27 protein-coding genes and 1 tRNA gene are annotated in these 24,979 nt (G+C 67.2%); 19 read left to right on the top strand and 9 right to left on the bottom strand.

Annotated features, from left to right (window positions below; genetic code table 11):
- Positions 1 to 65: 65 nt before the first annotated feature.
- Entirely contained in the window at positions 66 to 1,427 is a 1,362-nt protein-coding gene (locus tag LDO22_RS14235; RefSeq protein WP_224024011.1) for a hemolysin family protein, read from the top strand.
- The gene (locus LDO22_RS14230) at positions 1,420 to 2,460 is read left to right on the top strand and encodes a hemolysin family protein (protein ID WP_159634906.1); all 1,041 of its coding nucleotides are present in this window, start codon (positions 1,420 to 1,422) and stop codon (positions 2,458 to 2,460) included. The genes LDO22_RS14235 and LDO22_RS14230 overlap by 8 nt, the downstream gene beginning before the upstream one ends.
- A 54-nt stretch (positions 2,461 to 2,514) precedes the next feature.
- On the opposite strand, the gene LDO22_RS14225 is transcribed toward LDO22_RS14230, so the two are convergent.
- A complete protein-coding gene (locus LDO22_RS14225) occupies positions 2,515 to 3,591 on the bottom strand; it encodes an MFS transporter (protein ID WP_263422182.1) in 1,077 nt (358 codons plus the stop codon).
- A gap of 14 nt (positions 3,592 to 3,605) precedes the next feature.
- The gene (locus LDO22_RS14220; protein WP_224024009.1) at positions 3,606 to 3,779 is read right to left on the bottom strand and encodes a hypothetical protein; all 174 of its coding nucleotides are present in this window, start codon (positions 3,777 to 3,779) and stop codon (positions 3,606 to 3,608) included.
- An 88-nt stretch (positions 3,780 to 3,867) separates the two neighbouring features.
- Here LDO22_RS14220 and LDO22_RS14215 point away from each other — a divergent pair, with 88 nt between their 5' ends.
- From LDO22_RS14215 to LDO22_RS14180, 8 genes are all read left to right on the top strand, one after another.
- Positions 3,868 to 4,407, top strand: a complete 540-nt coding sequence (locus LDO22_RS14215) for a CGNR zinc finger domain-containing protein (protein WP_224024007.1) — start codon at positions 3,868 to 3,870, stop codon at positions 4,405 to 4,407.
- 249 nt (positions 4,408 to 4,656) lie between these two features.
- A complete protein-coding gene (rsgA, locus tag LDO22_RS14210) occupies positions 4,657 to 5,817 on the top strand; it encodes a ribosome small subunit-dependent GTPase A (RefSeq protein WP_224024005.1) in 1,161 nt (386 codons plus the stop codon).
- A gap of 40 nt (positions 5,818 to 5,857) precedes the next feature.
- Complete coding sequence (locus tag LDO22_RS14205; RefSeq protein ID WP_224024003.1) at positions 5,858 to 6,574, top strand: alpha/beta hydrolase; 717 nt, start codon at positions 5,858 to 5,860, stop codon at positions 6,572 to 6,574.
- A 42-nt stretch (positions 6,575 to 6,616) separates the two neighbouring features.
- Entirely contained in the window at positions 6,617 to 7,720 is a 1,104-nt protein-coding gene (locus LDO22_RS14200; RefSeq protein ID WP_224024002.1) for an agmatine deiminase family protein, read from the top strand.
- Positions 7,717 to 9,504, top strand: a complete 1,788-nt coding sequence (locus LDO22_RS14195; protein WP_224024000.1) for an amidase — start codon at positions 7,717 to 7,719, stop codon at positions 9,502 to 9,504. Before LDO22_RS14200 ends, LDO22_RS14195 begins: the two co-directional genes overlap by 4 nt.
- Positions 9,505 to 9,670: 166 nt before the next feature.
- On the top strand, positions 9,671 to 10,921 hold the full coding sequence (locus tag LDO22_RS14190; RefSeq protein ID WP_224027246.1) for a D-arabinono-1,4-lactone oxidase: 1,251 nt from the start codon (positions 9,671 to 9,673) through the stop codon (positions 10,919 to 10,921).
- 22 nt (positions 10,922 to 10,943) lie between these two features.
- Positions 10,944 to 11,279, top strand: coding sequence for a hypothetical protein (locus tag LDO22_RS14185; RefSeq protein ID WP_224023998.1), 336 nt, complete (start codon positions 10,944 to 10,946; stop codon positions 11,277 to 11,279).
- A gap of 158 nt (positions 11,280 to 11,437) precedes the next feature.
- Positions 11,438 to 12,574 carry a Vms1/Ankzf1 family peptidyl-tRNA hydrolase gene (locus LDO22_RS14180; RefSeq protein WP_224023996.1) on the top strand — a complete coding sequence of 379 codons (1,137 nt, stop codon included), beginning with the start codon at positions 11,438 to 11,440 and terminating at the stop codon, positions 12,572 to 12,574.
- A 66-nt stretch (positions 12,575 to 12,640) separates the two neighbouring features.
- Here the strand turns inward: LDO22_RS14180 and LDO22_RS14175 are convergent, their stop codons facing one another.
- Entirely contained in the window at positions 12,641 to 13,174 is a 534-nt protein-coding gene (locus LDO22_RS14175; protein ID WP_224023994.1) for a MarR family transcriptional regulator, read from the bottom strand.
- A gap of 276 nt (positions 13,175 to 13,450) precedes the next feature.
- Here LDO22_RS14175 and LDO22_RS14170 point away from each other — a divergent pair, with 276 nt between their 5' ends.
- Genes LDO22_RS14170 through LDO22_RS14160 form a run of 3 tightly spaced genes read left to right on the top strand, consistent with a single transcriptional unit; the run spans position 13,451 to position 15,440 of the window.
- On the top strand, positions 13,451 to 14,350 hold the full coding sequence (locus tag LDO22_RS14170) for a hypothetical protein (protein ID WP_224023992.1): 900 nt from the start codon (positions 13,451 to 13,453) through the stop codon (positions 14,348 to 14,350).
- The gene (locus LDO22_RS14165) at positions 14,350 to 14,781 is read left to right on the top strand and encodes a phage holin family protein (protein ID WP_224023990.1); all 432 of its coding nucleotides are present in this window, start codon (positions 14,350 to 14,352) and stop codon (positions 14,779 to 14,781) included. Before LDO22_RS14170 ends, LDO22_RS14165 begins: the two co-directional genes overlap by 1 nt.
- Positions 14,778 to 15,440, top strand: a complete 663-nt coding sequence (locus tag LDO22_RS14160; protein WP_224023988.1) for a DUF3618 domain-containing protein — start codon at positions 14,778 to 14,780, stop codon at positions 15,438 to 15,440. Before LDO22_RS14165 ends, LDO22_RS14160 begins: the two co-directional genes overlap by 4 nt.
- 104 nt (positions 15,441 to 15,544) lie before the next feature.
- Here the strand turns inward: LDO22_RS14160 and LDO22_RS14155 are convergent, their stop codons facing one another.
- Complete coding sequence (locus tag LDO22_RS14155; protein ID WP_224023986.1) at positions 15,545 to 16,270, bottom strand: LysR family substrate-binding domain-containing protein; 726 nt, start codon at positions 16,268 to 16,270, stop codon at positions 15,545 to 15,547.
- Between the two features lie 58 nt (positions 16,271 to 16,328).
- Between LDO22_RS14155 and LDO22_RS14150 the strand changes: the two genes are divergently transcribed.
- Positions 16,329 to 16,730: a DUF5997 family protein gene (locus tag LDO22_RS14150; protein ID WP_159629326.1), complete on the top strand. Its 402-nt coding sequence runs from the start codon at positions 16,329 to 16,331 to the stop codon at positions 16,728 to 16,730.
- A gap of 90 nt (positions 16,731 to 16,820) precedes the next feature.
- Here LDO22_RS14150 and LDO22_RS14145 read toward each other — a convergent pair whose 3' ends face one another.
- Positions 16,821 to 17,201 (bottom strand): VOC family protein, encoded by a 381-nt coding sequence (locus LDO22_RS14145; protein ID WP_159629328.1) that lies wholly within the window; start codon positions 17,199 to 17,201, stop codon positions 16,821 to 16,823.
- Between the two features lie 162 nt (positions 17,202 to 17,363).
- On the opposite strand from LDO22_RS14145, the gene LDO22_RS14140 reads away from it, so the two are divergent.
- Positions 17,364 to 17,990 carry a hypothetical protein gene (locus LDO22_RS14140; protein WP_224023984.1) on the top strand — a complete coding sequence of 209 codons (627 nt, stop codon included), beginning with the start codon at positions 17,364 to 17,366 and terminating at the stop codon, positions 17,988 to 17,990.
- 60 nt (positions 17,991 to 18,050) lie between these two features.
- The gene (locus tag LDO22_RS14135; protein ID WP_224023982.1) at positions 18,051 to 18,659 is read left to right on the top strand and encodes a hypothetical protein; all 609 of its coding nucleotides are present in this window, start codon (positions 18,051 to 18,053) and stop codon (positions 18,657 to 18,659) included.
- A gap of 28 nt (positions 18,660 to 18,687) precedes the next feature.
- Here LDO22_RS14135 and LDO22_RS14130 read toward each other — a convergent pair whose 3' ends face one another.
- Both LDO22_RS14130 and LDO22_RS14125 read right to left on the bottom strand, forming a co-directional pair.
- Positions 18,688 to 19,170, bottom strand: a complete 483-nt coding sequence (locus tag LDO22_RS14130) for a pyridoxamine 5'-phosphate oxidase family protein (RefSeq protein WP_159629334.1) — start codon at positions 19,168 to 19,170, stop codon at positions 18,688 to 18,690.
- Between the two features lie 67 nt (positions 19,171 to 19,237).
- The gene (locus LDO22_RS14125; protein ID WP_224023980.1) at positions 19,238 to 20,629 is read right to left on the bottom strand and encodes an NAD(P)/FAD-dependent oxidoreductase; all 1,392 of its coding nucleotides are present in this window, start codon (positions 20,627 to 20,629) and stop codon (positions 19,238 to 19,240) included.
- A 138-nt stretch (positions 20,630 to 20,767) separates the two neighbouring features.
- On the opposite strand from LDO22_RS14125, the gene LDO22_RS14120 reads away from it, so the two are divergent.
- Positions 20,768 to 21,478 (top strand): TetR family transcriptional regulator, encoded by a 711-nt coding sequence (locus LDO22_RS14120; protein WP_224023978.1) that lies wholly within the window; start codon positions 20,768 to 20,770, stop codon positions 21,476 to 21,478.
- A gap of 15 nt (positions 21,479 to 21,493) precedes the next feature.
- On the opposite strand, the gene LDO22_RS14115 is transcribed toward LDO22_RS14120, so the two are convergent.
- Positions 21,494 to 22,423: an NADP-dependent oxidoreductase gene (locus tag LDO22_RS14115; protein ID WP_224023976.1), complete on the bottom strand. Its 930-nt coding sequence runs from the start codon at positions 22,421 to 22,423 to the stop codon at positions 21,494 to 21,496.
- Positions 22,424 to 22,575: 152 nt separating this feature from the next.
- Between LDO22_RS14115 and LDO22_RS14110 the strand changes: the two genes are divergently transcribed.
- Positions 22,576 to 23,703, top strand: coding sequence for a mandelate racemase/muconate lactonizing enzyme family protein (locus LDO22_RS14110; protein WP_224023975.1), 1,128 nt, complete (start codon positions 22,576 to 22,578; stop codon positions 23,701 to 23,703).
- Between the two features lie 23 nt (positions 23,704 to 23,726).
- On the top strand, positions 23,727 to 24,446 hold the full coding sequence (locus LDO22_RS14105) for a FadR/GntR family transcriptional regulator (protein ID WP_159629342.1): 720 nt from the start codon (positions 23,727 to 23,729) through the stop codon (positions 24,444 to 24,446).
- A gap of 156 nt (positions 24,447 to 24,602) precedes the next feature.
- Here LDO22_RS14105 and LDO22_RS14100 read toward each other — a convergent pair.
- Positions 24,603 to 24,685, bottom strand: a tRNA-Leu gene (locus tag LDO22_RS14100).
- Positions 24,686 to 24,979 lie beyond the last annotated feature (294 nt).

Raw genomic sequence — 24,979 nt, 5'->3', positions numbered from 1 at the left:
ACACATGCCCTGGCCCCTCTGCCACCTGACCGGATCACCGGCCACACCAGGAGAGGGGCGCCCCAATGTTTGAATGGATCATGCTGGGCATCGGCCTGGTCCTGACCGTCGGCACCGGCTTCTTCGTCGCCTCGGAGTTCGCGCTGGTGAACCTGGACCGGCATGACCTGGAAGCCCGCCAGGCCCGCGGCGAAAAGCGGCTTGGGCCCACCATCAAGGCCCTTCGCATCACCTCCACGCACCTTTCCGGCGCGCAGCTGGGCATCACGCTGACCACCCTGCTGACGGGCTACACCTTTGAGCCCGCCATCAGCCGGATGCTCAGCGGCCCGCTGCAGTCTGCGGGGCTGGCCGAAGCCTTGGTGCCGGCCGTCGGGTCTGTTGCCGGTATCTTCCTGGCCACGGTCTTCTCGATGGTGGTGGGCGAGCTTGTCCCCAAGAACTTCGCCCTGGCCCTGCCGCTGGCCACCGCCAAGGTGGTGGTGCCGTTCCAGGCCCTCTTCACCGCCGTGTTCAAGCCGGTAATCCTGCTGTTCAACAACACGGCCAACAGCATCATCCGCGGCTTCGGCATCGAGCCCAAGGAGGAACTCTCGGGTGCCCGGAGCGCGGAGGAGCTGAGCTCCCTGGTGCGCCGGTCCGCCGTCGAGGGCGTCCTGGACCTGGACCACGCCACCCTGCTGCACCGCACCCTCCGCTTCTCCGAGTACAGCGCGGCGGACGTGATGACCCCGCGCGTCCGGATGGCGGCGGTGGGCGCGGCGGACACCGCGGAGGACATCGTCGCCCTTGCCACCTCCACCGGTTACTCCCGCTTCCCGGTCACCGGACGTGACAAGGATGATGTCCTGGGCCTCCTGCACGTCAAGCAGGCCTTCGCCGTGCCCCTTGGCCGGCGTGCGGACACCACCGCGGCGGAGCTCATGATCGAGCCGCTGCGGGTTCCGGAATCCATGGGCGTTGACACGCTCCTGGGCCTGCTTCGGCGCCAGGGTCTCCAAGTGGCCATCGTCTCCGACGAGCACGGCGGCACGGCCGGGATCGTCACGTTGGAGGACCTGGTGGAGGAGATCGTGGGAGAGCTGGAGGACGAGCACGACCGGGCGCGGGCCGGGGTGGTCCGCGTGGGCCGTTCCGTCACGTTCGACGCCGCACTGCGGCCGGACGAGCTGCTGGACCGCACCGGCATCGAGGTCCCCGACGGGGACGAGTACGACACCGTGGCCGGGTACGTCACGGACCGGCTGGACCGGCTTCCCGAGCTGGGTGACGAGGTGGCGGTCGACGGCGGCACCCTCCGCGTGGAGCGCGTGGCGGGCATGCACGTGGAACGGCTGCGTTTCACCCCTGCCGCGTCCGGTGAACCGCCGCGCAGCCCGCACGACCGGATCATCGACAACCTGACCCAGGAGCTGACCCATGAGTGAGTATCTTCCCGGCATCATCTGGCTGGTGGTTCTCCTTTTGGTCAACGGCTTCTTCGTGGGTGCCGAGTTCGCCGTCATTTCGGCCCGCCGCTCCCAGATCGAACCCCGCGCCGAAGCCGGGAGCAAGGCTGCGAAAACCACCCTCTGGGCCATGGAACACGCCACCCTCATGCTGGCCACCAGCCAACTGGGCATCACCGTCTGCTCCCTGGTCATCCTGAACGTGTCCGAACCCGCCATCCACCACCTGCTGGAAATCCCGCTGGGCCTGACCGCATTGTCCTACGAGGCAATAAGCATCATCGCGTTCGTGGTGGCGCTGCTGCTGGTGACGTTCCTGCACGTGGTGGTGGGCGAGATGGTGCCCAAGAACATCTCCTTCTCGGTGCCTACCCGGGCAGCCCTCCTGCTCGCCCCGCCGCTGGTGTTCGTGGCCAAGGTGTTCAAGCCGGTGATCTGGACGCTGAACGGGATTGCCAATTCCGTCCTCCGGCTCTTCCGGGTTGAGCCCAAGGACGAGGCCACCAGCGCGTACACCCTGGATGAGGTGGCCACCATCGTGGAGCAGTCCACCCGGGACGGCATGCTGAAGGACACCACCGGCGCCCTGACCAACGCCTTCGAGTTCACGGCCAAGACGGTGGCCGACGTGCAGGTGCCCATGGCGGAGATGGTGCTGCTGCACGACTCCGCCACGCCGGCGGACATCCAGCAGGCCGTGGCAGGACACGGCTACTCGCGGTACATCCTGGTTAACGCGGCCGGCGAGCCGGATGGCTACCTGCACCTCAAGGACGTCATGGACCTCACCTCGGCGGAGAAATTCCACCGCCCAGTACCGGCCAAGAGGGTGCGCCGCCTTGCCTCGGCGTTTGCCGGGGCGGACCTCGAGGATGCTTTGGCAGCGATGCGGCGGACGGGCGCCCACGTGGCAAGGGTGTTCGACGCCGACGGCAGGACCACCGGGATGCTCTTCCTGGAGGACATCATCGAGGAATTGGTGGGCGAGGTGCAGGACGCCACCAGCGCATAACCGGTATTGATGCGGTGGTGATGGGGGCGGATCCAGGGATCGGGTTTCCCTCGCTCAGCGGCCCAGTTCCGGAAGCCGCAGCAGGGCTACCGCCGCCGCGGCCACCAGGACCGCGGCGGCGGCGCTGATTCCCGAGTACCCGGTCATGCCCATGACCGGCCCTGCGGCCGCGCTGCCCAGCGCTGCCGCGAGGGACATGGCGGCATCCGAAAAACCCTGGGCGGGGATCCGCTGGGAGGGTGCCAAAGCAGCGACGAGCAGCGTGGATCCGGCCACGGTGGTGGCGGACCAGCCCAAACCCAGCAGGACCAGCCCGGTAGTCACGGCCGCCGGATATTCCGGCGCCAATCCCGTCACCGCCACCGCAGCCATAAGGGTTGCCAGGCCCGCCAACACCATCCGCGCGGGGCCCATCCTGTCCGTGAGCCACCCCACCAGCGGTGACAGGGCGTACATTCCGGCAATGTGCAGGGAGATGGTCAGCCCGATCAGCGCAATGGTGTCCGGGTGGCCCGCGGCCTCGCCTGCCTGGTGCTGCATGTGCAGCGGAGTCATCGACATCACCGCCACCATCACCGCATGGGCAGCCACCACCGCCACCACTGCCCCGCGGGTGGTGCGGTTCTCCCGTACAATCTGCCATCCGGCCTGCAGGGCGCCCCGGCGCCGGACACCGTCACCGGAATCAGGACCATCCATGGTGCGGCGGGTCAGCAGCGGGTCGGGCCGGAGGAAGCCCCACACAATCGAAGCACCGATGACCATGCCGGCTGCCGAGATGAGGAACGGCCCTGCTGCGGCAGGAATCCCCAGCCAGCCGGCCACCAGCGCGCCGGGACCCACCATGTTGGGGCCGGCTACTGCCCCGATGGTGATGGCCCACACCACCAGCGAAAGGTCCCGCCCGCGGTGCGCGGGTTCGGCCAGGTCCGTCACCGCAAAGCGGGCCTGGAGGTTCACTGCCGAAGCCACGCCCACCAGGAAGGCACCCCCGAGCAGCAGGACGAAGAGCCCCGTGATCACGGCACCCACCATCAGGGCGGTACCGGCAATCGCAGCGGCAAGCCCTGAAGCAAGGGCAAAACGGCGGCCGCGGGAGAGCGCCAGTTGCGCCAGCGGAATGGCGGTCACTGCCGTCCCCAGCGTCAGGGACGTGTTGACTGAGCCTGCCCAGGCCTCGGGCCTGACAAATCCACGGCCAGGATCGAACCCAAGGCGAGCGTGGAGCCATTGCCCAGCCCGGAAAAGATCTGGGCGGACACCAGCGTCCTGCGCATCCGGGACTGCAGGGAGCGGGCGGTTTCGGCGGTGGCGGTCAAAGGTGTGGCTCCTGGTCAGGAAAACGTGGGGTGTGGCAGGACCCCCTGGGGCAGCCCGCCGTCATGCCCAGTGTGGTGTCATGGGTTTATGCAGTTCAACCATGACAACATGTCCGGCGTCCGGGTCGCGGAGGAACTCGTCAACATGCTGGGCGGCGGAGCCTGGGACGAAGGTGCGCTGGCAGACCTTTTGGCGGCCCACCTTTTCCACAATCCGCAGGTGGGCGCGTTCGAGGAAGCGCTCCTGCGGGACTGGACAACACGCCTGCGCGCTGTCTTTGAGTCGGACAGCGAGAAGGACCGCTGCGCCACGGTGAACGCACTGCTTGAACAGGGGGTCAAGCGGGTCTTCCTGACGGTCCACGACGGACTGGGCCCGCACCTTCACTTTGCTGAAACCAGCGACAGCCTGGTGGAACGCGTGCGTGCCCTCACGGCCGGCGGCCTGGCCATCTTCATCACGGAGGCTGCGGGTGGACGGCTGGGTACCTGTGCCAGGGACGGCTGCCCGAAGGTTTTTGCCGACACCAGCCGCGGCGGACGGCGCGCCTATTGCTCGGCGCGGTGCGGCAACGCCGAGGCGGTGATGCGCTACCGGGAGCGAGGGCACTACGCTGGTCGCCCTTAGCAGGCAGCATTCAACCATGGCCCCCGACGGCGACGGGCGCTAGAGTGGGACCGTTCGCACCCTGCCGTCCCCGGCAGGAAGACGGTGAACCCGCGAGGGAATGGAGGTGGTTTTGATGACTGCAGTTGCCGCGCGCCCAGAGCGCTCCGCACCCACCCCATCATCCATCCTCCCGGCTGCACCCGCCTGACCTGTCGGCAGCTGTCCGCAGCAGCGCTGTTGCACCGGGGACCCCGCAAGGAAACCACAGTGCACAATTCTTCAGGCAACCCCCTGGACAACACCCCAAGTACCAACCAACCAACCGGCGGCCCCGGCGCTTACGGCTACACCCCCGCCGTCGCCCGCCACTTCCACCAGAACCCCTGCCCCGGCGCCACGGAACGCGGACGGGTGGTCCGCGTGGACCGCACCCTGCTGCTGGTCGCCGCCGGGGACGGACTGCTCCACCTGCCGTATCCGCTGTCCGGGGAGCCCGCCGTCACCGGCGACTGGGTCTGGATCGGCCCCAACCGGGCCGGTAACCGCCAGATCCTGGCAGTCCTTCCCCGCCGCTCGGAGCTCAGCCGCAAACGCGCGTTCGAGGATTCCTCCGAGGAACAGGTCCTGGCCGCGAACATGGACACCGTGGGGGTGGTGGTGCCCGTTGACCGGCCGCTCACGCACAACCGGCTGGAACGCACCCTCGTTGCCGCGTGGGACTCCGGTGCCACCCCGCTGGTGATCATCACCAAGGCGGACCTGGCTGATGTGGCGGACGACGTCGTCGGGAAAGTCATCCTGCAGGCAGCGGGCGTGGAAGTGGTCACCACATCCGCCGAAAACGGCGACGGGGTTGACGAACTGATGTCCCGCATCCAGCCCGGCGGCACCATCGTGCTCCTGGGTCCGTCCGGCGCGGGAAAATCCACCTTGATCAATGCGCTGGTGGGCCGCGAGGTCCAGCAGACCGGGGAGGTGCGGTCCGGGGATTTCAAGGGCAAGCACACCACCACCGCCCGCGAGCTGGTACCCCTGTCCAACGGCACGGTGCTGATGGACACGCCCGGTGTACGGGGTTTCGGGCTGTTCGACGCCGGCGAAGGCCTGGGCGGGATGTTCGGCGACGTGGAGGAACTGGCCGCCGGCTGCCGCTTCGCGGACTGCGCCCACGGCGGTGAGCCCGGCTGCGCGGTGCGGGAAGCGATTGATGGCGGCGTCCTGGAGGAACGGCGCTGGAACTCGTACCTGAAGATGCAGCGCGAACTGGCCGCGCTGGCCCGCCGCTCCGACGTCGCCGCCCAGCGCGCCTACCACCGGGAGTGGCACCAGAAGGTGGTGTCCGCCGGAAAATCGCAGCGCTGGGCGGAACGCGAGGCCACGGAACGCCAAGGCCGGACCGCGGGGAAGGACCGCAAGCCGAAGCGGTAGGACCGTATTCCGGCGTGGGGGCGGGGAGTAGGGTTCGGTCATGGACATCATCCTGGTTCCCGGTTTCTGGTTGGACGCCTCATCCTGGGAGGAGGTGACCCCTGCCCTGGAGGCAGCAGGGCACCGGACCCACCCCCTCACCCTCCCGGGGAAGGAATCCGTGGACGCCGCCAGATCGGGCATCAATCTGCAGGACCACATCGACACGGTGGTGGAGTTCCTGGACGGCCTCCCCGGCAAGGTGGTCCTGGTGGGCCATTCCGGTGGCGGTGCCATCATCCACGGCGCGGTGGATGCGCGGCCGGACAAGGTGGCGCGTGCCGTGTACGTGGACAGCGGACCGCTCGGTGAAGGCGGTGTCATCAATGACGAACTGCCGGCCGTTGGGGATGACGTCCCCCTGCCTCCCTGGGAGGACTTTGACGATGCCGACCTGGTGGATCTCGATGAGGGGCTTCGCCAGGCCTTCCGTGACCGTGCCGTTCCGGAGCCCCGGGGCGTGGCGTACGGCAAGCAGCAGCTGCATGACGAGCGCCGCTACGAAGTCCCCGCCACCGTGATCGCCTGCGAGTTCCCGTCCGCCATGATCCGGGAATGGATCGCAGCGGGGCATCCGTTCGTCGCGGAACTGGCCAAGGTCCGGGATGTCGAGTACATCGACCTGCCCACCGGGCACTGGCCGCAGTTCACCAAACCGGAGCAACTGGCACGCGCCATCCTGGCGGCCGTCGACCGGACCACTACGCGCCAGGTTTGAAAAACCCTTGCGTGCGCACGGCGCCGTCCCCATAATAAATGAATGGCATTCATTTATTCGACAGCAGTCGGTGGCAGCGCCGCCCCTGGCCACGCGGCCGTCAGTACCGCGTCCCGCATGCCCGCCGAGTGGGACGCCCACCAGCGGACCTGGATGGCCTTTCCGCCGCCAAACGAGACCTTCGGGCCGGTGGGAAGCTCCACCCTGGACCGTGCGCGGGCCGCCTGGACCAAGGTGGCCCGGACCATCGCACGGTACGAGCCCGTTACGGTCGTCGCCGATCCGCGCGATGCCACCGCCGCGCGGGAATGGCTCGGCCAGGGCATCGACGTTCTGGCCGTTCCGCTGGACGACGCCTGGCTGCGGGACAGCGGCCCCACGTTCGTTCATGCGGCGGACGGTTCACTCGCCGCAGTTGACTGGATCTTCAATGGCTGGGGCGCACAGGACTGGGCTGCCTGGGCCAAGGACCAGGACGTAGCCCGGAGCGTGGCAGCCGGCACCAATGTGCCAGTCAGGCGAAGCTCCCTGGTGAACGAAGGCGGCGGATTCCATGTGGACGGTGAAGGCACGGTGCTGCTGACCGAAACGGTGCAGCTCGATCCCGGCCGAAACCCCGGCGCCACCAAAGAGTCCGTCGAGGCGGAAATCCATGCAGCCCTGGGCACCACCAAGACCATCTGGCTTCCCCGCGGGCTCACCCGGGACTATGACGAGTTCGGCACCCGCGGCCATGTGGACATCGTGGCCGCCTTTGCCGGCCCGGGAACCATCCTGCTCCACCGCCAGGATGATCCCGCCCACCCGGACCACGCCGTCTATCTGCAGCTGAAGGCAGTCCTTGCCGGGCAGTTGGACGCCCAGGGCCGGCCGCTGCGCATCATCGACGTTCCAGCCCCCACCACGCTCAGGGATGAAGAGGGCTGGGTGGACTGGTCCTACATCAACCACTACGTGGCCAACAACGTGGTGGTGCTCTGCGGGTTCAACGATCCGAATGACACCATCGCCGCCGGCATCCTGGAGCGCGCCTACCCCGGACGCACGGTGGAACTGGTGGATGCCCGGGACATCTTCGCCTTCGGCGGCGGCATCCACTGCATCACCCAGCAGCAGCCGGCCCGGCGCGAAGGCGATGCAGCATGAAGCAGGCACAGGCCACTCAACAGTTGGCCGCTGGGGCGACTTTCGACGTGGTGGAGGCCGGCATTGGCCGGCTCCGGGCAGCCCTTGACGCGGGGGTGGTCACTTCCGAAGACCTGGTCCGACTCTATTTGGCGCGCGTCGAGAAATATGACTCATCAGGAATATGTTTGAACTCGCTCGTCGTGATGAACCCCGAGGCCATCGCCGAGGCGCAGGAGTCGGACCGCCGCCGTGCCGCCGGTTTCACGCTGGGCCCCCTGGACGGCGTCCCCTACACCGCAAAGGACAGCTACCAGGTCAAAGGCCTTACCGTGGCTGCCGGTTCACCCGCGTTCAAGGACCTGGTGGCACAGCGCGACGCCTTTACCATCGAACGGCTGCGGGCCGGGGGCGCCGTCCTGATCGGGCTGACCAACATGCCGCCCATGGCCAACGGAGGTATGCAACGCGGAGTATATGGGCGGGCGGAGAGCCCTTACAACGCCGATTTCCTCCCGGCCGCCTTTGCCTCCGGGTCATCCAACGGGTCCGGCACGGCCACTGCGGCGAGCTTCGCAGCCTTCGGACTGGCGGAGGAAACGTGGTCCTCAGGCCGGGCCCCGGCATCGAACAACGCCCTGTGCGCCTATACACCCTCCCGCGGCGTCATCTCCGTGCGTGGGAACTGGCCCCTGGTGCCCACCATGGATGTCGTGGTTCCGCACACCCGCACTATGACGGACCTGCTGGAGGTCCTGGACGTGGTGGTGGCGGACGACGCCGAGCCACGCGGCGACTTCTGGCGTGTCCAGCCCTGGATCCCGGTGCCCAAGGCATCCACCGTCCGGCCGGCGTCGTACCTTGACCTCGCCGTTCCGGACGCCGCCGCGGCGGCAGGCGTACTCGCCGGGAAGCGGCTGGGCGTGCCGCGGATGTACATCAACGCGGACCCGGAGGCCGGCACTGCCGAAGCGCCAGGCATCGGCGGGTCCACAGGGCAGCGGATCGAAACCCGCGCATCCATCATGGAGCTGTGGAACGCGGCCCGCCGCGACCTCGAAGCCGCAGGCGCCGACGTGGTGGAGGTGGACTTCCCCGTGGTCTCCAACTACGAAGGCGACCGGCCCGGCGCGCCCACCATCGCCACCCGGGGGCTGGTGTCCCCGGAATACCTGCGGCGGGAAATCGTGGACCTGTCGGCCTGGGCGTGGAATGACTTCCTGGAGGCCAACGGGGACCCGCAGCTGAACCGCCTTGCCGACGTCGACGGTTCCGCCATCTTCCCGGCCCCGGACGGGGCGCTTCCGGACCGCTACGACGGCTTCGATGACGACATCAGCGACTATCCCGGCTGGATCCGCGGGCACGGCGTGCCCGTCCTGGCCGACATTCCGCACCTGCCCGCGGGCCTGGCAGGGCTGGAGGAAACCCGCCGGGTGGACCTGGAGGAATGGATGGACCGGCTGGGCCTGGACGCCGTGGTGTTCCCGGCGGCGGCCGATGTTGCCCCGGCGGACGCGGACACCAACCCGGCCTCGGCGGACGCCGCCTGGCGCAACGGCGTATGGGTGGCCAACGGGAACCTGGTCCCCCGGCACCTTGGCATCCCCACGGTCACGGTTCCCATGGGCATCGCGGCGGACATCGCCATGCCGGTGGGCCTCACCATCGCCGGCAAAGCCTACAGCGATACCGGCCTGCTCCGGCTGGCCGCGGCCATCGAAGCAACCGGGAGCCGCCGCATGCCCCCGCCCCGCACCACCACACCCCGCACCACCACACCCCGCAACGAAAGAAGCTCCTGACTGGACGGCGTTGGTGTCCGCCTGCCTGCGGGACTGCCCCGGACTGCCCGCGGGCAGGCGGATCACGGCCACGGGACATCCCCGCCCACACAGCGGAAGCGCCTTGACAGGCTCGATTGTTAGCGCTGACAGTGGGAGGAAACCGATGCCAAGCGAAAGCCACTCGATGAAGAACTGGGCAGGAAACCTCGAATACTCCTCCGCGGATGTCAGTCGGCCGGAATCAGTAGCGGAACTGGCATCCATCGTGGCCGCTTCGCCGCGGATCAAGGCCCTGGGGTCCCGGCACTCGTTCAACCGGGTGGGAGACACCGACGGCGTGCACGTGCTGCTCGATGCGCTGCCGCAGCAGGTGGAGCTGGATTCCGGCCGCGGAACAGTGCGCGTCAGCGGCGGCGTGAGTTACGGGGCGCTCTGCCGGACGCTTGAGGATGCCGGCGTCGCCATCCACAACCTTGCCTCGCTGCCGCACATCTCGGTGGCAGGCGCGGTGCAGACCGGCACGCACGGGTCCGGTGTGAACAACCCGGCCCTCGCCGGTGCCGTGGAATCCATCGACCTGGTCCGGGCCTCCGGAGAGCAGGTCACGCTGACCCGGGAGGACGGCGACGAGTTCCTGGCAAGCGTGGTGGGCATCGGGGCCCTGGGCATTGTCACCGGGCTGGAACTGGCGGTGCGGCCCAGCTTCAGGATGCGCCAGCGGGTTCTGGAGGACCTGCCGTGGGACAACGCCCTGGGAGATTTCGCCGGAATCGTGTCCAGCGCCTACAGCGTGAGCCTCTTTACGGACTACGCGGGCAGCAGCATCAACCAGGTATGGCTCAAAGCGCTCGACGGGGAGGAGCCGCTTCCAAACCTCTTCGGGGCAACCGCCGCGCTGCATCCCCGGCACCCCCTGCCGGACATGTCAGCGGAGAACTGCACGGCGCAGTTGGACGAACCCGGGCTGTGGCTGGACCGGCTCCCGCACTTCCGGCACGAGTTCACCCCAAGCAACGGAGACGAACTCCAGAGCGAGTTCATCCTTCCCCTGGAGCACGCCCCCGCTGCCCTCCAGGCAGTCCGCGCGCTGGCCGAAGACCTTGCCCCGCTGCTGTTCGTCTCGGAAATCCGCACCGGCGCCGCCGACGAATTCTGGCTCAGCCCGTTCTACCGGCAGCAAAGCGCTGCGCTGCACTTCACGTGGAAACCGCTGCAGCCTGAGGTGGAAGGCTTCCTCCCGGTCCTTGAGGAAGCCCTGCGGCCCTTCGGTGCCCGCCCGCACTGGGGCAAGCTGTTCACGCCGGAGGGCTATGACTGGGAGGCGCTGTACCCGCGCTTCGCCGATTTCCGGGCCTTTGCGGCCGGCCATGACCCCGAGGGCAAGTTCCGCAACGCCCTGCTGGACAGCATCCTCGGGGTACCGGCACGCCGGTAGAGGCCGCCGGTACGCTGGAGGCATGACTCTTCGCCCCGTCGCCGCCACTGCCCTTGCCGCCGCCCTGCTGCTGACGGGGTGCGGCGCCGTGGGGGAAGCCGCAGGCACCGCGGCAAGCGACGCCGCTTCCAGGGCGGCCTCGGCCGCCGCGCAGGAAGTCAACCGGCAAATCTGCGCAGTGGTCCAGGACGGCCTGGTCAGCGCCGAAGACCGCCAGGCTTTGGCGGGCTTGGTGTCGGCCGCGCGGACGGCAGGGGTTCCTGCAGAGATCACGACGCCTCTGGGCCGGATTGCGGAGGCCGGGGACCAGGTGCCGGCAGACTCAGTCCGGGCCCTGCAGGACGCCTGCCGCGGCTGACCGGCAAGGGGCCGGAAGGCCCTTCAGCGCCCGGATCACCGCTGCTACGGTGAAATGACGAACCAGTAAGCCTGTGGCAGTACGCCACGCGCGAAGGAGATCGTCATGGCGGAACGCGGCAAAACCACCTCGGGCCCCCGCATCGGGGAGGAGGAAAAATGACCACGAACCTGCAGAAATATGCCGATCTCTACCGCACTCCCGGCCCGTGGTGCACGGCCTACGTGGACGCGGGAACCGGAACAGTGGACACCCTTGAAGCCGGGGATGTCAGGGCCGGAAATACCCGCGCCCGGCTTGAAGCGCAGGGGGCAACCTCCGCCGATGTCGAGGCAATGGAGCAGGCCCTCCAGCCGGCCGCCGGGATCCCCTCCCCCGTGGCACGCTTCGTCCTGGTCCACGCAGGGAAGGCCGTAGTCAATGAGGTGCTTCCCGGCGATCCCGTCATGCCGGAGCGGCTCGCAGTGGAGCCCGTCCCGGACCTGCTGCCGCTGGTCAAGCACCGGCCCGAAGACCTTGCCTACGTTGTGGCGGAAGTAAGCCGGGAGCACGGTGAAATCCGGCTGTACCGGGCCGGAGCCAGGATTCCCGCCTTCGTACAGGACGTGGAGGGAGAATCCGAACACGTGCACAAGTTCCATGGCGGGGGTTGGTCTGAATTGCGGTTCCAGCACCACACCGAAGACGTCTGGCGCCGTAACGCGGACGAAGTGGCAGGCGAAATCGACAGGGTGGCCAACGCCAGCGGCGCCCGGCTCATCGTGCTGGCCGGCGACATCCGTGCCAGGGGCCTGGTCAAGGACAACCTCTCCGAAGCCGGCAGGGCTTTGGTGTCGGAGGTGGAGTCCCACACCCACACCGCCGGGGCTGGCAGCGCCAACCTGGAGGACCACGTCAACCAGCACGTTGCTGAGCTGTGGGCGGAGGAGCAGCAGGCTGTCATGGACAGGCTGGCCGTCCAGGAGGGCCAGGCCAATCCCGAGGCAGCCCATGGCATCGGAGCGGTGGTGCATGCACTCCAGCAGGCACAGGCGGACGTCCTGATCTTTGATGATGCCGCCCTGTCCGGACGGACCCTGCTGGCCCTGGACGCCGAACCGTGGGTTGCCACAGCCCGGGAAGAAGCCCTGGCTGCCCGCATCCTGGGAGAAGTGCCGGCCCCGGCGGCGCTGCTTCGCGCAGCCGCCCTCACCGACGCCCGCGTTCTCCTGGTTCCGGGACCGGTCCTGCCCAAGGGCGTGCATATCGCGGCACTGCTGCGCTGGTCCTCGGGACCGGACGTCCCGTCGTCGTAAGCCCTGCTGCCTGTCCGGTGCTGCCCAACCCCACGCACGGGGCATGGCAAGACGCCCGCAGCCCTGTCAGTTCTGGTGTGGCTGTTCCCAGCCACGGATTCCGGCTGCCCGCCCGGTCTGGGGACGGTGTCCGCCCCGGTGTTCCGGCGGAGCAAACGGAACCACGCCGCTTTCGCGGTTGAGTGGGACGGCACGGACAAACTTGGTGAGTTCCTCCCGGAGTTCCTTCCACCCGATGTCCGGATCGTCCGGATAGGCGTTGATCTCCGCTTGGCGCGCCGCTTCGACGGCGGCAACGCCGGCGTCCGTCAGCTCCACTTTCAGCTGGCGGCGGTCCGAGGCGTGCCGGGTCCTGGTGATGAGTCCTGTGCCCTCAAGCCGGGTCAGGACCCGGCCCAGTGTTTGGCTCTGGACCCTGATCGCATCGGCAAGCTGTTCCTGGTTCAGTGGGCCCCCCGTCAGGCCTTCCAGTGCAATAACTGCGGCACGGGTGAGGCCAAGGGGGGCCAGTGCATCGTCCTGGCGCCGCTGGATGAGCCGGGCCGCCAAAGTGATCAGGCGGTAGCTGCTCCGGGCGTCGGGATCGAGATTGCTGGTCATCGGCCGCGGCCTTCCTGTAGGTGGCGAAGTGCTGGTCACCCTGCGTCGCTACACCACTACAATAAGCATGCTTAGCAACATATTCGCAAGTAGGCTTACTATCCAGCGGCAACTTAACCGCATCGCCGGGCGGCCCCGGGACTTCGAAACTGCAGCACTGCCCCTTGCAATCCAAATGGGAAGTGTGCTTAGTATCTAATTAGTAACCTTGCTTACTAACTCGCCAGCATTGCTGGTTCTTGATCGCCAGCTAACCCTTTCTGAAAGAGAGCGAAGATGACAGAGAACCAATGGCCCCAGACCCCGCACACCGCTGACGATCCGGCCATCGCCGATCCGTACGGCGCAACGGAGGCAGCTCCCCGGCAGGCCTCCTACCCCACCACTTTGGGTGACACCTCCAAGACCCAGGCAGCCAGGGAGCAGGCATCCAACGTTGCCGGCGAGGCCGCATCCGCCGCACAGAATGTGGCTCAGACGGCGAAGGAAGAAGCCGCGAACGTGGCGCATGATGCGAAGGCCAATGCGCAGGACCTGCTGCACCAGGCAAAGTCCGGCCTCACCAGCCAGGCGGGCACCCAGCAGCAGAAGGCCGCGGAAGGCATCCGCAACATCTCCACCCAGCTGCACAGCATGGCCAACGCCCCGGACCAGCAGGGCATGGCCGGCGACCTGGTCCGCCAGGCCGCAGAACGCACCTCCTCCATGGCCACCTGGCTGGAAAACCGGGAGCCGGGCGACCTCCTGAACGAGGTCCAGCGGTTCGCCCGCAACCGCCCCGGAACCTTCCTGCTCCTCGCCGCCGGCGCCGGCGTCCTCGCCGGACGCCTCACCCGCGGACTCACCGCAGGTGCACCCGAAACATCGGGACAGGCTGCAGGTTCCAATACGGCCCAGGGTTCAGGCCAGCACCGCGCCGCGCAGCCAGCCCCGGCAGCGCCGCTTCGCCAGGAGACCGTTTATGCCGCAGGCACCGACGACCTCTTTGCTGAGCCGGTAGTGGGCAGTGCCACCCCGGTGTCCACCAGCACCCTGCCTTCGGGAACACCCGAAGAGACTCCGCTTCGCTTCGAGGACGACCCCTACCGCGCCGAAAACGGCGTGTACTCCGGCGACGGGACGTTCGGCACTGAAGGTACCCCGGGCACCGGCCGGCACGGCACGGGTGGTCTGTGATGAGTAGCCAGATTCCGGAGCCGCCGCCCAGCGCGGCGCACGTGAAAGCGGACAACGCCTCACTCGGTGACCTGCTCGGGGACGTGACCCGTGACCTGTCCACCCTGATGCGCCAGGAAGTGGAACTGGCCAAAGCCGAACTCAAACAATCCACCTCCCGCGCAGGCAAAGGCGCCGGCATGCTCGCCGGCGCCGGGATCGGCGGACACTTCGTCCTGCTCTTCCTCTCCCTGGCCCTGATGTGGGCCCTGGGCGCCATCATGGCCCTGGGCTGGGCCGCACTGATCGTCGCCGTCATCTGGGCCATCATCGCCGCCGTCCTGGCCTCCACCGGCCGCAAGGAACTCAAACAGATCAAAGGCCTGCCCCAAACCGGCGAAACCCTCTCAGAAATTCCCCCAACCCTAAAACCAGGTGAGGTAAACCGATGAGCGACAACCCTGACGTCATCCGCGCAGACATAGAAGCCACCCGGGCACGCCTGGGCACCAACGTGGACGCCGTGGCCGACAAAGTCACCCCGTCCAACATCGTCCACCGCCAAACCGACAAGGTCCGCGACGCCGTGACCGGGGTGAAGGAGAAAATCATGGGAGCAGCAGACACCGCCGGCACCAAAGTCCACGACACCACCGCCACCGGAGCCGGGCACACCACCAACGCCATGCACACCGCAGGCGACAACCTGCACCAGGCCACAGACACCGTCTCCGCGAAACTCTCCGACGCCGGCCAGGCCGTCTCCCACGCCCCGGACCAGGTCAAAGCCAAAACCGCCGGCAACCCCCTGGCCGCCGGCCTCATCGCCTTCGGCGCCGGCATGCTGATCTCCTCCCTGATCCCGGCCAGCGACAAAGAACGCGAAGCCGCGGACCAACTCAAAACCGCAGCCCAGCCCCTGGCAACCCAGGTCACCGACGCCGCCAAAACCATGGCCCAGGACCTCAAGGAACCCGCCCAGGAAGCCATGGAAAACGTCAAGGCCACCGCCACCGACGCCGCCCAAAACGTCAAAACCGAAGGCCAATACGCAGCCACCGACGTCAAAGACCGCGCAACCGACGCCAAAGACACCATCCAAAACACCTAGTCCGCGCGGGCAGCGACGGACTGCAGCAAAGCCGGCTCCGCATCATGCGGGGCCGGCTTTCTGTTATCCGGTCAACAACCAGGTGCCTGGTGGGCTCATGGGGGCTAGCGCTTGCCCTTCTTCCGCGATCCCTTGCCGCGGCCCTTGTCAGGGTTGGGGGCATAGCGCTGGGCCACCTTGGGCGCTTTTTTGGTTCCGGTGCCGCGGCGGTCCGGTTTGGGTTCCTTCTTCACCTTTTGCGGCTGGGCGGAGGGCTGGCGGGAGCTCTGGGCGGTGCGGCCGCGCACCACGCCAATGAATTCCTCCAGCACGTCGTCCGTGGCCTCCGCGGGCCAGGCCAGGGCGATTTCGCTCTCCTCCGCCCCGGTGAGCCTGCGCGCCACGGTGTCTTTGACGTTGAAGTGGCGCGCCACTGACATTGGGAGGACCAGCAGCCCGGCCCCGGAGGCCACCACCTGGAGCGCCGTCTCCGGGCCGCCTAAGGCAGCAGCATCGAGGAAGGACTCCTGGGCAAGGTCGGCAAGGGCCACTTCCTCGAACACTGAGATCTCGTGGCCCTTGGGGGCAACCACCACGGGTTGTTCCTCGTAGAGCGGGATGACGCTGAGGCCGTCCCGGTCAATCGGAAGGCGGACGAAGGCCATGTCAGCCCGGCCGCCATCCAGCACCTGGCGCTGCACGCCGTCGTCGATCATGAATGCTTCAAGGGGAATATGGGGCATCCGCTCTTCCCAGCGGCGGATCCACTTTCCCGGCGTCACCCCTGCCACATACGCGACGCGCAGCACCCGCGGCGCCGCCTCGTCGGGGGCGGGCTGGGCATCAGGCATGGGGGCATTGTCGGCGGGCACGTCTTCACAGTACCCGCCGCCCGGATACCCTTGAAGCATGACCTCTGCAAACTCCCAGTCCATGAAGCCGGCCACCGTTGCCAAGAAACTTGGCATCTACCTGCCGGCCACCCCGCAGGAGTTCCAGGATTCAACCATTACCCGTGAGGAGTTCGCCGAACTCCAGGCCAACCCGCCGGAATGGCTTGCCGAACTCCGCCGCAATGGGCCGCACCCCCGCCCCGTGGTGGCCCAGAAGCTGAACGTGTCCATCAGCGGCCTGGCACGCGGCGGCGTGGAAGAAGCGCTCACGACGGCGGAGATCACCGCGCTGCTGCAGGCTCCCCCGCAGTGGCTCGTCACCGAACGCGCCACGCACGCTGCAGTCCGTGCCGAGGCCCAGCGGGTCAAGGACGAGGCCGCGAAGAAGCAGGCAAAGAAGGACCGCGCCCAGGCTTAGCCTGCACCGCCGCCCTTTCAGAAGCTTGTTCGCCCGTCCGGAGCCTCAGCGTCCGGATGCGCGGACAAGCTTCTGTTGCATCCCGGTCCGTCAGTCCTGGTGGATCTGGATGTAGTTGCCGCAGCCGTCGTCGAACACGGCGCTGGTCCCAAATGAGTCCGTGGTGGGCGGAGTCTTGAAGCTGACCCCGGCGGCCGACAGGCGGTCATATTCTGCCTGGACATCGGGTACCCCGAAAACGATGGCGGGGAGGCCGGCCTCACGCACGGCGTTCATGTAGCTGGCGCCGATCGGGTTGTCGCTGGGCTCCAGGAGCAGCCCCACCGAACTGTCGGCCGCCCCCGGATCCTTGATGATGTACAGGTTGTACTCCGGCATGGCCATGAGGGTGTCAAAGCCGAGCGTGCCGGTGTAGAAGGCGTGGGCGGCCGCGGGGTCCTGGACGTGGATGCTGCACATTTTGAGTCGCATGGTCCCACGCTACCGCCCATCATGGCGCCCTTTGGAGTGCCTGCCTCCGCATTTTGCAGCCATTGACGCTGTGCCTGGAAGACGGTCCAATGGAAGGACCAGCCCGGGCTTTCCGGCCGGGGCCAAGTCTTTGTGGGGAATGACGGGCGCGGGAGGTGCAGGATGTCAGTCGTGGCGGAGTCCTTGACCCAGGGACTGCTTCAAGGTGCGGGGGTGGTCCTGCTGTGCGGTGCCGTGCTGGTTGCCAGCGTCGCCGCCACGGTTTTCGTTGTACGACGACGGTCCCTGGCACCCGCAGGACGCGCACCGGAGGCTCCTGACCAGCTGTTTTGGGATCTGTTCCTCGGTTCCTGCGTGGCGCTTCCGGCCCTTCTGATCCCGGCCCTGGTTTCTCCCTGGGCGGGGCTGGTGCTGGCCGGGGCAGCTGCGGCCTCGGGCCTTGCGGCCTACCGGGGCAGCCCAAAGTTCCTGGCGTGGCGCGCCGCCCGGCGTGAATACCGGGAGCAGCTCTCCGCGCATCAGGCCGCCCGGATACAGCATGATGAGCTCATAGTCCGCTGGCGGCGCTACGAACTGGATCCCGGCTGCAGCATCGACTACCCGGCACTGACCGACGTGCGGCTGCCGGAAACGTCGGCACTGATCAAGGCCATGCGGACCGCGGACCAACTGCGGACCGCCACGCACAAGGGCTACCCGGACGCCGTCGGAAGCCTGGCTGCATCGCTCGCAGCAGCGGAACGGGCGGCGGGAATTCCGGCGGCCATGCCAATGAAGCAGGCCGGCTGAAGTTAACTGCTGTGTCGAAGAGGTTGGATCGGCGCGGAGGCCCGGCGATAGCATCCCAAGATGAAGCCTGAGGAACTGCCTGTCCACGACGAGTACGGCCGGCTGCTGGAGGACCGCGGGGTCTGGCGGCAAGCCACCACGCTGGAGGCCGCCGGTGAGCTGACGGCACGGTGGCTGGAAGGCGGGAGTTCGTACCAGCCGGGCCACTTCGCTGCGGCGTTCGACGCCGAGACGGAGCCACTGGCCGCGCCGTTGGCAGAGTTGAACCGCAGCGGGCTGTTCACGAAGGAGTCCCAGCCGGGCATCCTGGCTGATGGGGCGGCGCAGCGGCAGTACGTCACCGGCTTCTGCAGCGCCGAAACTGCGCGGGGCCTGCTGGCACTTTCCACCCGCACGGAGCTGGTGACGGTAGTCCACGCTCCCGGCGAGGCAAGCAGCGCCGCCATTCCCGTGACCCTGGCCGGAGCAGAGATCACCACGGTCCTCGGCTCCAGCGAGAACCCCGTGGAGGAGGCCCAGATCCAGGACTGGGCCGGGGAGACCAACGATGCGCTGGCCCTCCTGCTCGCGGATTCCTGGTATGTGGAGATCCTGGATCCTGTGTGGGGCCGCAATGACGTGCTGCTGCCTGCAGTCCTGGAGGCATTGAAAGGGGCGGAGCAGCAGTAGCCGCCCCGCCCCCAGTCAACAGCCTGCGCTACAGCTCCACAGTGCCGCTTTCGCCGACGCTCATCCGACTGTTGGTGACTTTTGACTTCACCCACTGAAGCACCGTGGCAGCGGTGCCGCCCGGGCTGGTCCAGTACTCGGCGGAATCCGAATCGACCCGCAGCAGGCACACCTCGGGCGTGTCCGGACCGTCCGGGAACCATGCTTCAACAACCTGGTTCCACATCTCGTGGATCTTGGCCCGGTCCGTGACCACTTCCGCGGTTCCGGCAACGGACACCCATTCGGTCTTCTTGCCAAAGGCGACGTTGACGCGCGGGTCGGCCTGGACGTGCGCTACCTGCGAGGTGCCAAGGCCCGTGAAGAACCACATGTCGCCGTCGTCCTTGACCTCCTGGACCGCCAGCGGCCGGCTGACGAGGGCGCCTGCTTCGTTGATGGTGGTGACCATTCCGATCTTGGAATCGTTGATGATCTCCGTAACCTTGCTGATGCTCTGGGCGTCAGTCATGCCTCACCTCGTTCGTCGAAAAGTCGGGGACGCTCCCCGTCGCCAGCCTATTAGTAAGCATGCTTATTTACCAGCCGGATGCCACGGGAACCTTGGCAACTTCCGCGATGCGCGCCGCGGTGATGCGGCCCATGCGGATGGCGCCGTCCACATGCTGGTAGCCTTCAGCGGCGAGATCGGATGAGGACCAGTAGATGGGGCCGACGGGGGCGTGCTGGTCCTTGCCGTAGCGGTGGAGTCCGCCCAGGTCATAGCTGGAGGCATAGGCGCCGCGGGTCCACTCCTCAGAGCCCCAATCGGACTCGTAGTAGACCTCCGGCGCCAGGGCTTCCGCGCCCAGGTAACCGGCGATCGAGTCAAGGATCGCCTTCCTGCGCTCTTCGGCACTCAACTCGAAAACGGCGTCGGCCTTCTCATCGGAGACGAAGCCCACCAGCGTGCCACGGGCATCGCCATGGTTGGTGTTGTCGTACACCTCCTGGACCAGGGCGTCTGCCCCGAAACAGGTCCCGGAAAGTCCCTTGTCCCGCCAGAACGGGGTGCTGTAGACGGCGTGCACCTTGATGACCAGGCCCAGGGACTGGTGCTGGTGCATCTGATGCTGGCGGCGCGGCAGCGGCGGACTGAAGGAGACACGGGAGTAGAGGTTGGGCGGCACGGCCATGATGACGAACCGGGCGTTCACCGTGGCCCGGTCGGATTCAACGGTGACGCGGTGGCCGCCGTCGGCATCCGGCTCCCAGTTGATGGTGCGGACCGGGGAGCCAAGGACCACGTCCTCCCCCAGTTCCTGCGCCTGCAGCAGCGAGACCTGCTGCATTCCACCCACCACGCGGCGGTCCAGGATGAAGTCCTCGTCCGTCAGGTGGGTGAAGGAGCCGGCCGAGGCGGCCATCAGGACGGCCTGCAGGGCGGAGAAGGAGTGCGCGGGCTTGGTGAGCATGCCGCCGGCGATGAACAGGCCGATGTTCCTGCAGGCTTCCTCATTGGCCGAGTTCTGCCGCAGCCAGTGGTGGAAGGAGATGGTGTCCAGTTCACGCGCTTTGGGGTGCGCCCAGGGTTCGGTCGGTCCAATCTCCGCGGCGAGTCCGTCCAGCAGCGCCACCAGGCGGTCCATTTCGACGGCGGTGTCCGGGTCCACCGGAAAGGTGTCTCCGGTGTAGCGCACGGGTGAGCCGTCGGCGCCGATGTAGATGGACTCCCCGTCGCGGTAGCGCGGGTAGGTCTCCAGGCCCAGTTCCTGGAGCAGGTCCAGGAGGGCGGTCTGGTCCGGCGAGACCCACTGGCCGCCGATTTCGAGCATGGCCCCATCAACGGTGTCGGTCCAGGTGCGGCCGCCCACCCGGTCGCGGGCCTCAAGCACGGCGACGGTGAGGCCGGCCTTCTTCAGTTCACGGGCGGCGGTGAGTCCGGACGGCCCGGCTCCAACGACCACGACGTCGCGGTTCAGGTTCAGCATGATGTCCTCTCTGCGGCCCCCTTGGTGACGGGGACCACTAAATGAATGCCATTCATTTAGCTAGAACTATAGCCGGTGCCTGCCGGGAGCGGAAGTGCTGGATGGAATAATGCAGGGGACACCGACGAAAGGGCAGCAATGCCGGCAGTATCAGCCGCACAGGGGCGCTCCGCCAGCAACGGCGGCGCACAGAGGAGGCGGGCAGGCCGGCCGTCGGCTGCAGTGCTGGACAAGGCGGGGATCACGGCAGCCGCCCTGGAACTGGTGAGCCGGAAAGGTTATGACGGCCTGACCATGGCGGCGCTGGCCAAGGTGCTCGACGTGGCACCTTCCGCCCTTTATAACCATGTGAAATCAAAACAGGACGTACTGCTCCTGGTGGAGGACCACCTGATGTCACTGGTGGACGTCTCAGGTTTCGGGGGCGGCAGCTGGGAAGACGCCGTCCGCACCTGGGCGTGGAGCTACCGGGATGTCTTCGCCGAACATACCCCGCTCATTCCCGTTATCGCAGTCCTGCCGGTGACGGACGCCCCCCAGACCCTTGCCATGTACGAAACCGTCAGCAAGGGGTTTTTCGACGCCGGGTTCCCCCGGGAGCGCATTGTTCCCGCCATCGTGGCGCTGGAGTCGTTTATTTTCGGCTCTGCGTACGACGTCACGGCACCGGAGGACATCTTCGATTCCGGCTCCATGGCGGAATCCACGCCGCATTTCACCGCGGCCGTGCGGAGTTCGGCCCACGGGCAGGACGGGCCGGCCGGGCAGGACCGTGGTCGCCCGGCCGATACCGCCTTCCAGCTTGGGCTCGAGGCCCTGATTGCCGGTTTCGGAGCCATCAGGGCCTAGCGGCCCTCACGGACCTCAGGGAGTTTGGTCCACTGCCACAACAATCTTGCCGCGGGTATGCCCGGCCATGTTGAGCCGGAATGCATCGGCGGCCCGGTCCAGCGGGAATACCTCGGCGACCTCCACCCGCATCTTCCTCTTGTCCACCAGGTCCGCGAGCTCCCGGAGTTGGGCGCCCACAGGGCTTACCCACATCCAGGTTCCGCCATGTTCCTCCACGTCACTGTCGGCGATGGAGGCGTGCCTGCCGCCGTCGGCAAGCACCGCGAGGGTGGCCTCAAGATTGCCGCCGACAAAATCGGCAACCACCTCAACACCGTCCGGGCGGAGGGACCGGACCCGGTCGGCAAGGCCGTCACCGTAGGTGATGGGCTGCGCGCCCAGGGACCGGAGGAAATCGTGGTTCTTTTCCGACGCCGTCGCAATGACATGGGCGCCCAGGGCCACAGCGATCTGGATGCCCAGGGATCCCACGCCGCCGGCCCCGCCGTGGATCAGCACGGTCTCGCCGGACGCGAGGCCAAGGCGGTTCAGGACCTGGTAGGCAGTCAATCCGGCCAACGGGAGCCCTGCGGACTCGTTCCATTCGAGAGTGGCGGGCTTTCGGGCCAGGAGCCTTTCAGGAAGGGCAATGTATTCGGCGAAGCTGCCGCCGTGGACATAATCCTTGCGGCCGTAGGAAATGACTTCGTCCCCGGGCTTGAACTGCTGGGAATCGATTCCCACGGATTCCACCACGCCCGCCACGTCCCATCCCGGGACCGCCGGGAACTGCAGGTCCATCGCAGCATCCAGGTAGCCGGCCATGATCTTCCAGTCCACAGGGTTTACCGAAGCCGCCTTGACCTTGACCAGGACCATTCCGGGTCCCACCTTCGGCATGGGCTGCTCGGTGAGCTCAAGGACGTCGGGGCTGCCGTATTTGCTGTAAGTAATCGCCTTCATGCCTGCGTCAACAGCCTCCTGGCCTGCAGCTATTCCGGCCGTGCACCGTAAGTGGCGCATCGCACGGACGGCCTCACATACTTGTAATACAAGTATGTGACTTATATCCTAAGAGGGTGGGCGAAGGAGCCCGCCCCGCCCTAGGAGATTAAATGAGCACCGTCGACTTCATCCGGCACGTCAGGCTGTCCACCGCCAGGCTTCCCCTCACCGTTCCCATCAGCGACGCCAAGGTCTTCACCGGCCGGCAGAAGCCCATGACCGAGGTGGTCTTCCTGTTCGCCGAGATCACCACCGAACTGGGCCATTCAGGGATCGGCTTCAGCTACTCCAAGCGTGCCGGAGGGCCGGCCCAGTACGCGCACGCCAAGGAAGTTGCCGAAGGCCTCATCGGCGAGGACCCCAACGACATCGCCAGGATCTACACCAAGCTCCTGTGGGCAGGCGCGTCCGTGGGACGGTCCGGCGTCGCCACCCAGGCCCTCGCCGCCGTCGACATCGCTTTGTACGATCTCAAGGCCAAGCGCGCCGGACTGCCGCTGGCCAAACTCCTTGGCTCCTACCGCGACTCCGTGCGGACCTACAACACCTCCGGCGGCTTCCTGAACGCCACGCTGGAGGAGGTCAAAGCACGCGCCACCCAATCGATCGAGGAGGGCATCGGCGGCATCAAGATCAAAGTAGGCCTGCCGGACAGCAAGGAAGACCTGCGCCGCGTTGCCGGAATCCGGGACCACATCGGCCCTGACGTTCCGCTCATGGTGGACGCCAACCAGCAGTGGGACCGCGCCACCGCCCTGCGCATGGGCCGCCGCCTCGAGGAATTCGACCTTGTCTGGATTGAAGAGCCGCTGGACGCCTACGACTTCGAAGGCCACGCCCACCTGGCGCAGGTCCTGGACACCCCTATTGCCACCGGCGAAATGCTTGCCTCCGTGGCCGAGCACAAGGGCCTCATTGCCGCGAACGGCTGCGACATCATCCAGCCCGATGCCCCTCGCGTCGGCGGCATCACCCAATTCCTCCGCCTCGCCGCCCTTGCGGACGAGCGCGGACTGGGACTTGCCCCGCATTTCGCCATGGAGATCCATCTCCACCTCGCTGCTGCCTATCCGCGCGAGCCCTGGGTGGAGCACTTCGACTGGCTGGACCCCTTATTCAACGAGCGCCTGGAAACCAAGGACGGCCGGATGATCGTCCCCGACCGCCCAGGCCTGGGCGTCACACTGAGCGACCAGGCACGGGCCTGGACCACCGAGAGCGTTGAGTTCGGCGCGTAACCCCGACGCCGTACCCTTGAGCCATGAGCCGGAACCTCACCGCGGACCTTGCCGCTGACCTCCGCAACCGCATCGTGGACGGCGTGATCCAGCCGGGCGAGAAGCTGCCCAGCGAGAACACGCTCATCAGCGACTTCGGCGTCAGCCGCACTGTGGTGCGGGCCGCCCTCACCCGGCTGCAGGCGGAGGGCCTCGTCGAAACCGAGCGCGGCCGCGGCAGCTTCGCCCTTACTCCGCCCGCGGAAGGGCCGCTGGCAGTGCCCGGAGTCCGCCCCGTGGCCACTACAGAGGACCGGCTGCACCTGCTGGCCTTCCGCATGGGCGTGGAGACGGAGGCTGCGGCCCTGGCCGCCCGGAACCACACGGACCGGCAACTGCGCGCCGCCAGTACGGCGCTGGACGCCTTCACCGGAAGCGCGGGCCATCCTGCCCATGCCATGAAATCGGACTTCGAGTTCCACCGGGCCGTGGCCGCAGCATCCGGCAACCCCTATTACTCGGACTGCCTGGCGGCCCTGGGCCAGACCATGATTGCCATGCCCCGCACCCGCCTGATGACCGGCGTCGAGCATTACGCCCGGGACCATTTTGACCAGGTGGTCCAGGAGCACCGGTCCATCCTGGAGGCGATCGCCGACCGTGACGAGGCTGCCGCGGCGGCAGCCATGCGCAGCCACTTGGCCAACTCACGACGCCGGTTCAAGGCTTCGGCGCGCCCGTCCAGCCAGGGGCCCGTCCGTTAGCGCCGCCGGCCAGGCGCTCAACGCACCCGCCACCGGACGAACCACCCTGGAACGCGCGGGTGCGAAGTCCGTGCACGGGTGCAGTCCTTCAGAACCGCTGATCCATGGGGAAACGCAAAAGAGCCCCGGTCCAAGACCGGGGCTCTTCCATTTGCGTGCGCGAGGGGGGATTTGAACCCCCACGCCCTTTCGGACACTGGCACCTGAAGCCAGCGCGTCTGCCGTTCCGCCACTCGCGCGCAACTTCCTCCACTCAGCCGGACTGGTTTCCCGTGCCGCGCCTCGTAAAAGCAGCGAGATCAAGCATAACGGACAGATGCCGCAAATTACCAATTGGCCCCCGTCCGCCCTCCCGCGGCCCTCTACGACAGGCTAAAAACCGCGCAAAAGCAGGCATCACTGGGTAATCAGCCGCGCCCCGGATTCTCCGCCGCCACAGCCCGGAGCAGTCACGCATCCGAACTTTTGCCGGCGCCCGGCCGTTGTGGATTAAGGTCATTCGCAGGGCTGGCCATTAGTATCGGATGTAGGAG

It is taken from the genome of Arthrobacter sp. NicSoilC5 (assembly GCF_019977395.1).
GTDB lineage: Bacteria > Actinomycetota > Actinomycetes > Actinomycetales > Micrococcaceae > Arthrobacter.
The sequence above is the reverse complement of the archived record's forward strand: the minus strand, read 5'-3'. Positions and strand labels throughout refer to the sequence as shown.

Excerpts from the sequence above, each read along its gene's own strand:
- LDO22_RS14235 (WP_224024011.1), top strand. The coding sequence starts at position 66 with ATGTTTGAATGGATCATGCTGGGCATCGGCCTGGTCCTGACCGTCGGC.
- LDO22_RS14230 (WP_159634906.1), top strand. The coding sequence starts at position 1,420 with ATGAGTGAGTATCTTCCCGGCATCATCTGGCTGGTGGTTCTCCTTTTG.
- LDO22_RS14215 (WP_224024007.1), top strand. The coding sequence starts at position 3,868 with ATGCAGTTCAACCATGACAACATGTCCGGCGTCCGGGTCGCGGAGGAA.
- LDO22_RS14205 (WP_224024003.1), top strand. The coding sequence starts at position 5,858 with ATGGACATCATCCTGGTTCCCGGTTTCTGGTTGGACGCCTCATCCTGG.
- LDO22_RS14200 (WP_224024002.1), top strand. The coding sequence starts at position 6,617 with ATGGCATTCATTTATTCGACAGCAGTCGGTGGCAGCGCCGCCCCTGGC.
- LDO22_RS14195 (WP_224024000.1), top strand. The coding sequence starts at position 7,717 with ATGAAGCAGGCACAGGCCACTCAACAGTTGGCCGCTGGGGCGACTTTC.
- LDO22_RS14190 (WP_224027246.1), top strand. The coding sequence starts at position 9,671 with ATGAAGAACTGGGCAGGAAACCTCGAATACTCCTCCGCGGATGTCAGT.
- LDO22_RS14185 (WP_224023998.1), top strand. The coding sequence starts at position 10,944 with ATGACTCTTCGCCCCGTCGCCGCCACTGCCCTTGCCGCCGCCCTGCTG.
- LDO22_RS14180 (WP_224023996.1), top strand. The coding sequence starts at position 11,438 with ATGACCACGAACCTGCAGAAATATGCCGATCTCTACCGCACTCCCGGC.
- LDO22_RS14175 (WP_224023994.1), bottom strand. The coding sequence starts at position 13,174 with ATGACCAGCAATCTCGATCCCGACGCCCGGAGCAGCTACCGCCTGATC.
- LDO22_RS14170 (WP_224023992.1), top strand. The coding sequence starts at position 13,451 with ATGACAGAGAACCAATGGCCCCAGACCCCGCACACCGCTGACGATCCG.
- LDO22_RS14165 (WP_224023990.1), top strand. The coding sequence starts at position 14,350 with ATGAGTAGCCAGATTCCGGAGCCGCCGCCCAGCGCGGCGCACGTGAAA.
- LDO22_RS14160 (WP_224023988.1), top strand. The coding sequence starts at position 14,778 with ATGAGCGACAACCCTGACGTCATCCGCGCAGACATAGAAGCCACCCGG.
- LDO22_RS14155 (WP_224023986.1), bottom strand. The coding sequence starts at position 16,270 with ATGCCTGATGCCCAGCCCGCCCCCGACGAGGCGGCGCCGCGGGTGCTG.
- LDO22_RS14150 (WP_159629326.1), top strand. The coding sequence starts at position 16,329 with ATGACCTCTGCAAACTCCCAGTCCATGAAGCCGGCCACCGTTGCCAAG.
- LDO22_RS14145 (WP_159629328.1), bottom strand. The coding sequence starts at position 17,201 with ATGCGACTCAAAATGTGCAGCATCCACGTCCAGGACCCCGCGGCCGCC.
- LDO22_RS14140 (WP_224023984.1), top strand. The coding sequence starts at position 17,364 with ATGTCAGTCGTGGCGGAGTCCTTGACCCAGGGACTGCTTCAAGGTGCG.
- LDO22_RS14135 (WP_224023982.1), top strand. The coding sequence starts at position 18,051 with ATGAAGCCTGAGGAACTGCCTGTCCACGACGAGTACGGCCGGCTGCTG.
- LDO22_RS14130 (WP_159629334.1), bottom strand. The coding sequence starts at position 19,170 with ATGACTGACGCCCAGAGCATCAGCAAGGTTACGGAGATCATCAACGAT.
- LDO22_RS14125 (WP_224023980.1), bottom strand. The coding sequence starts at position 20,629 with ATGCTGAACCTGAACCGCGACGTCGTGGTCGTTGGAGCCGGGCCGTCC.
- LDO22_RS14120 (WP_224023978.1), top strand. The coding sequence starts at position 20,768 with ATGCCGGCAGTATCAGCCGCACAGGGGCGCTCCGCCAGCAACGGCGGC.
- LDO22_RS14115 (WP_224023976.1), bottom strand. The coding sequence starts at position 22,423 with ATGAAGGCGATTACTTACAGCAAATACGGCAGCCCCGACGTCCTTGAG.
- LDO22_RS14110 (WP_224023975.1), top strand. The coding sequence starts at position 22,576 with ATGAGCACCGTCGACTTCATCCGGCACGTCAGGCTGTCCACCGCCAGG.
- LDO22_RS14105 (WP_159629342.1), top strand. The coding sequence starts at position 23,727 with ATGAGCCGGAACCTCACCGCGGACCTTGCCGCTGACCTCCGCAACCGC.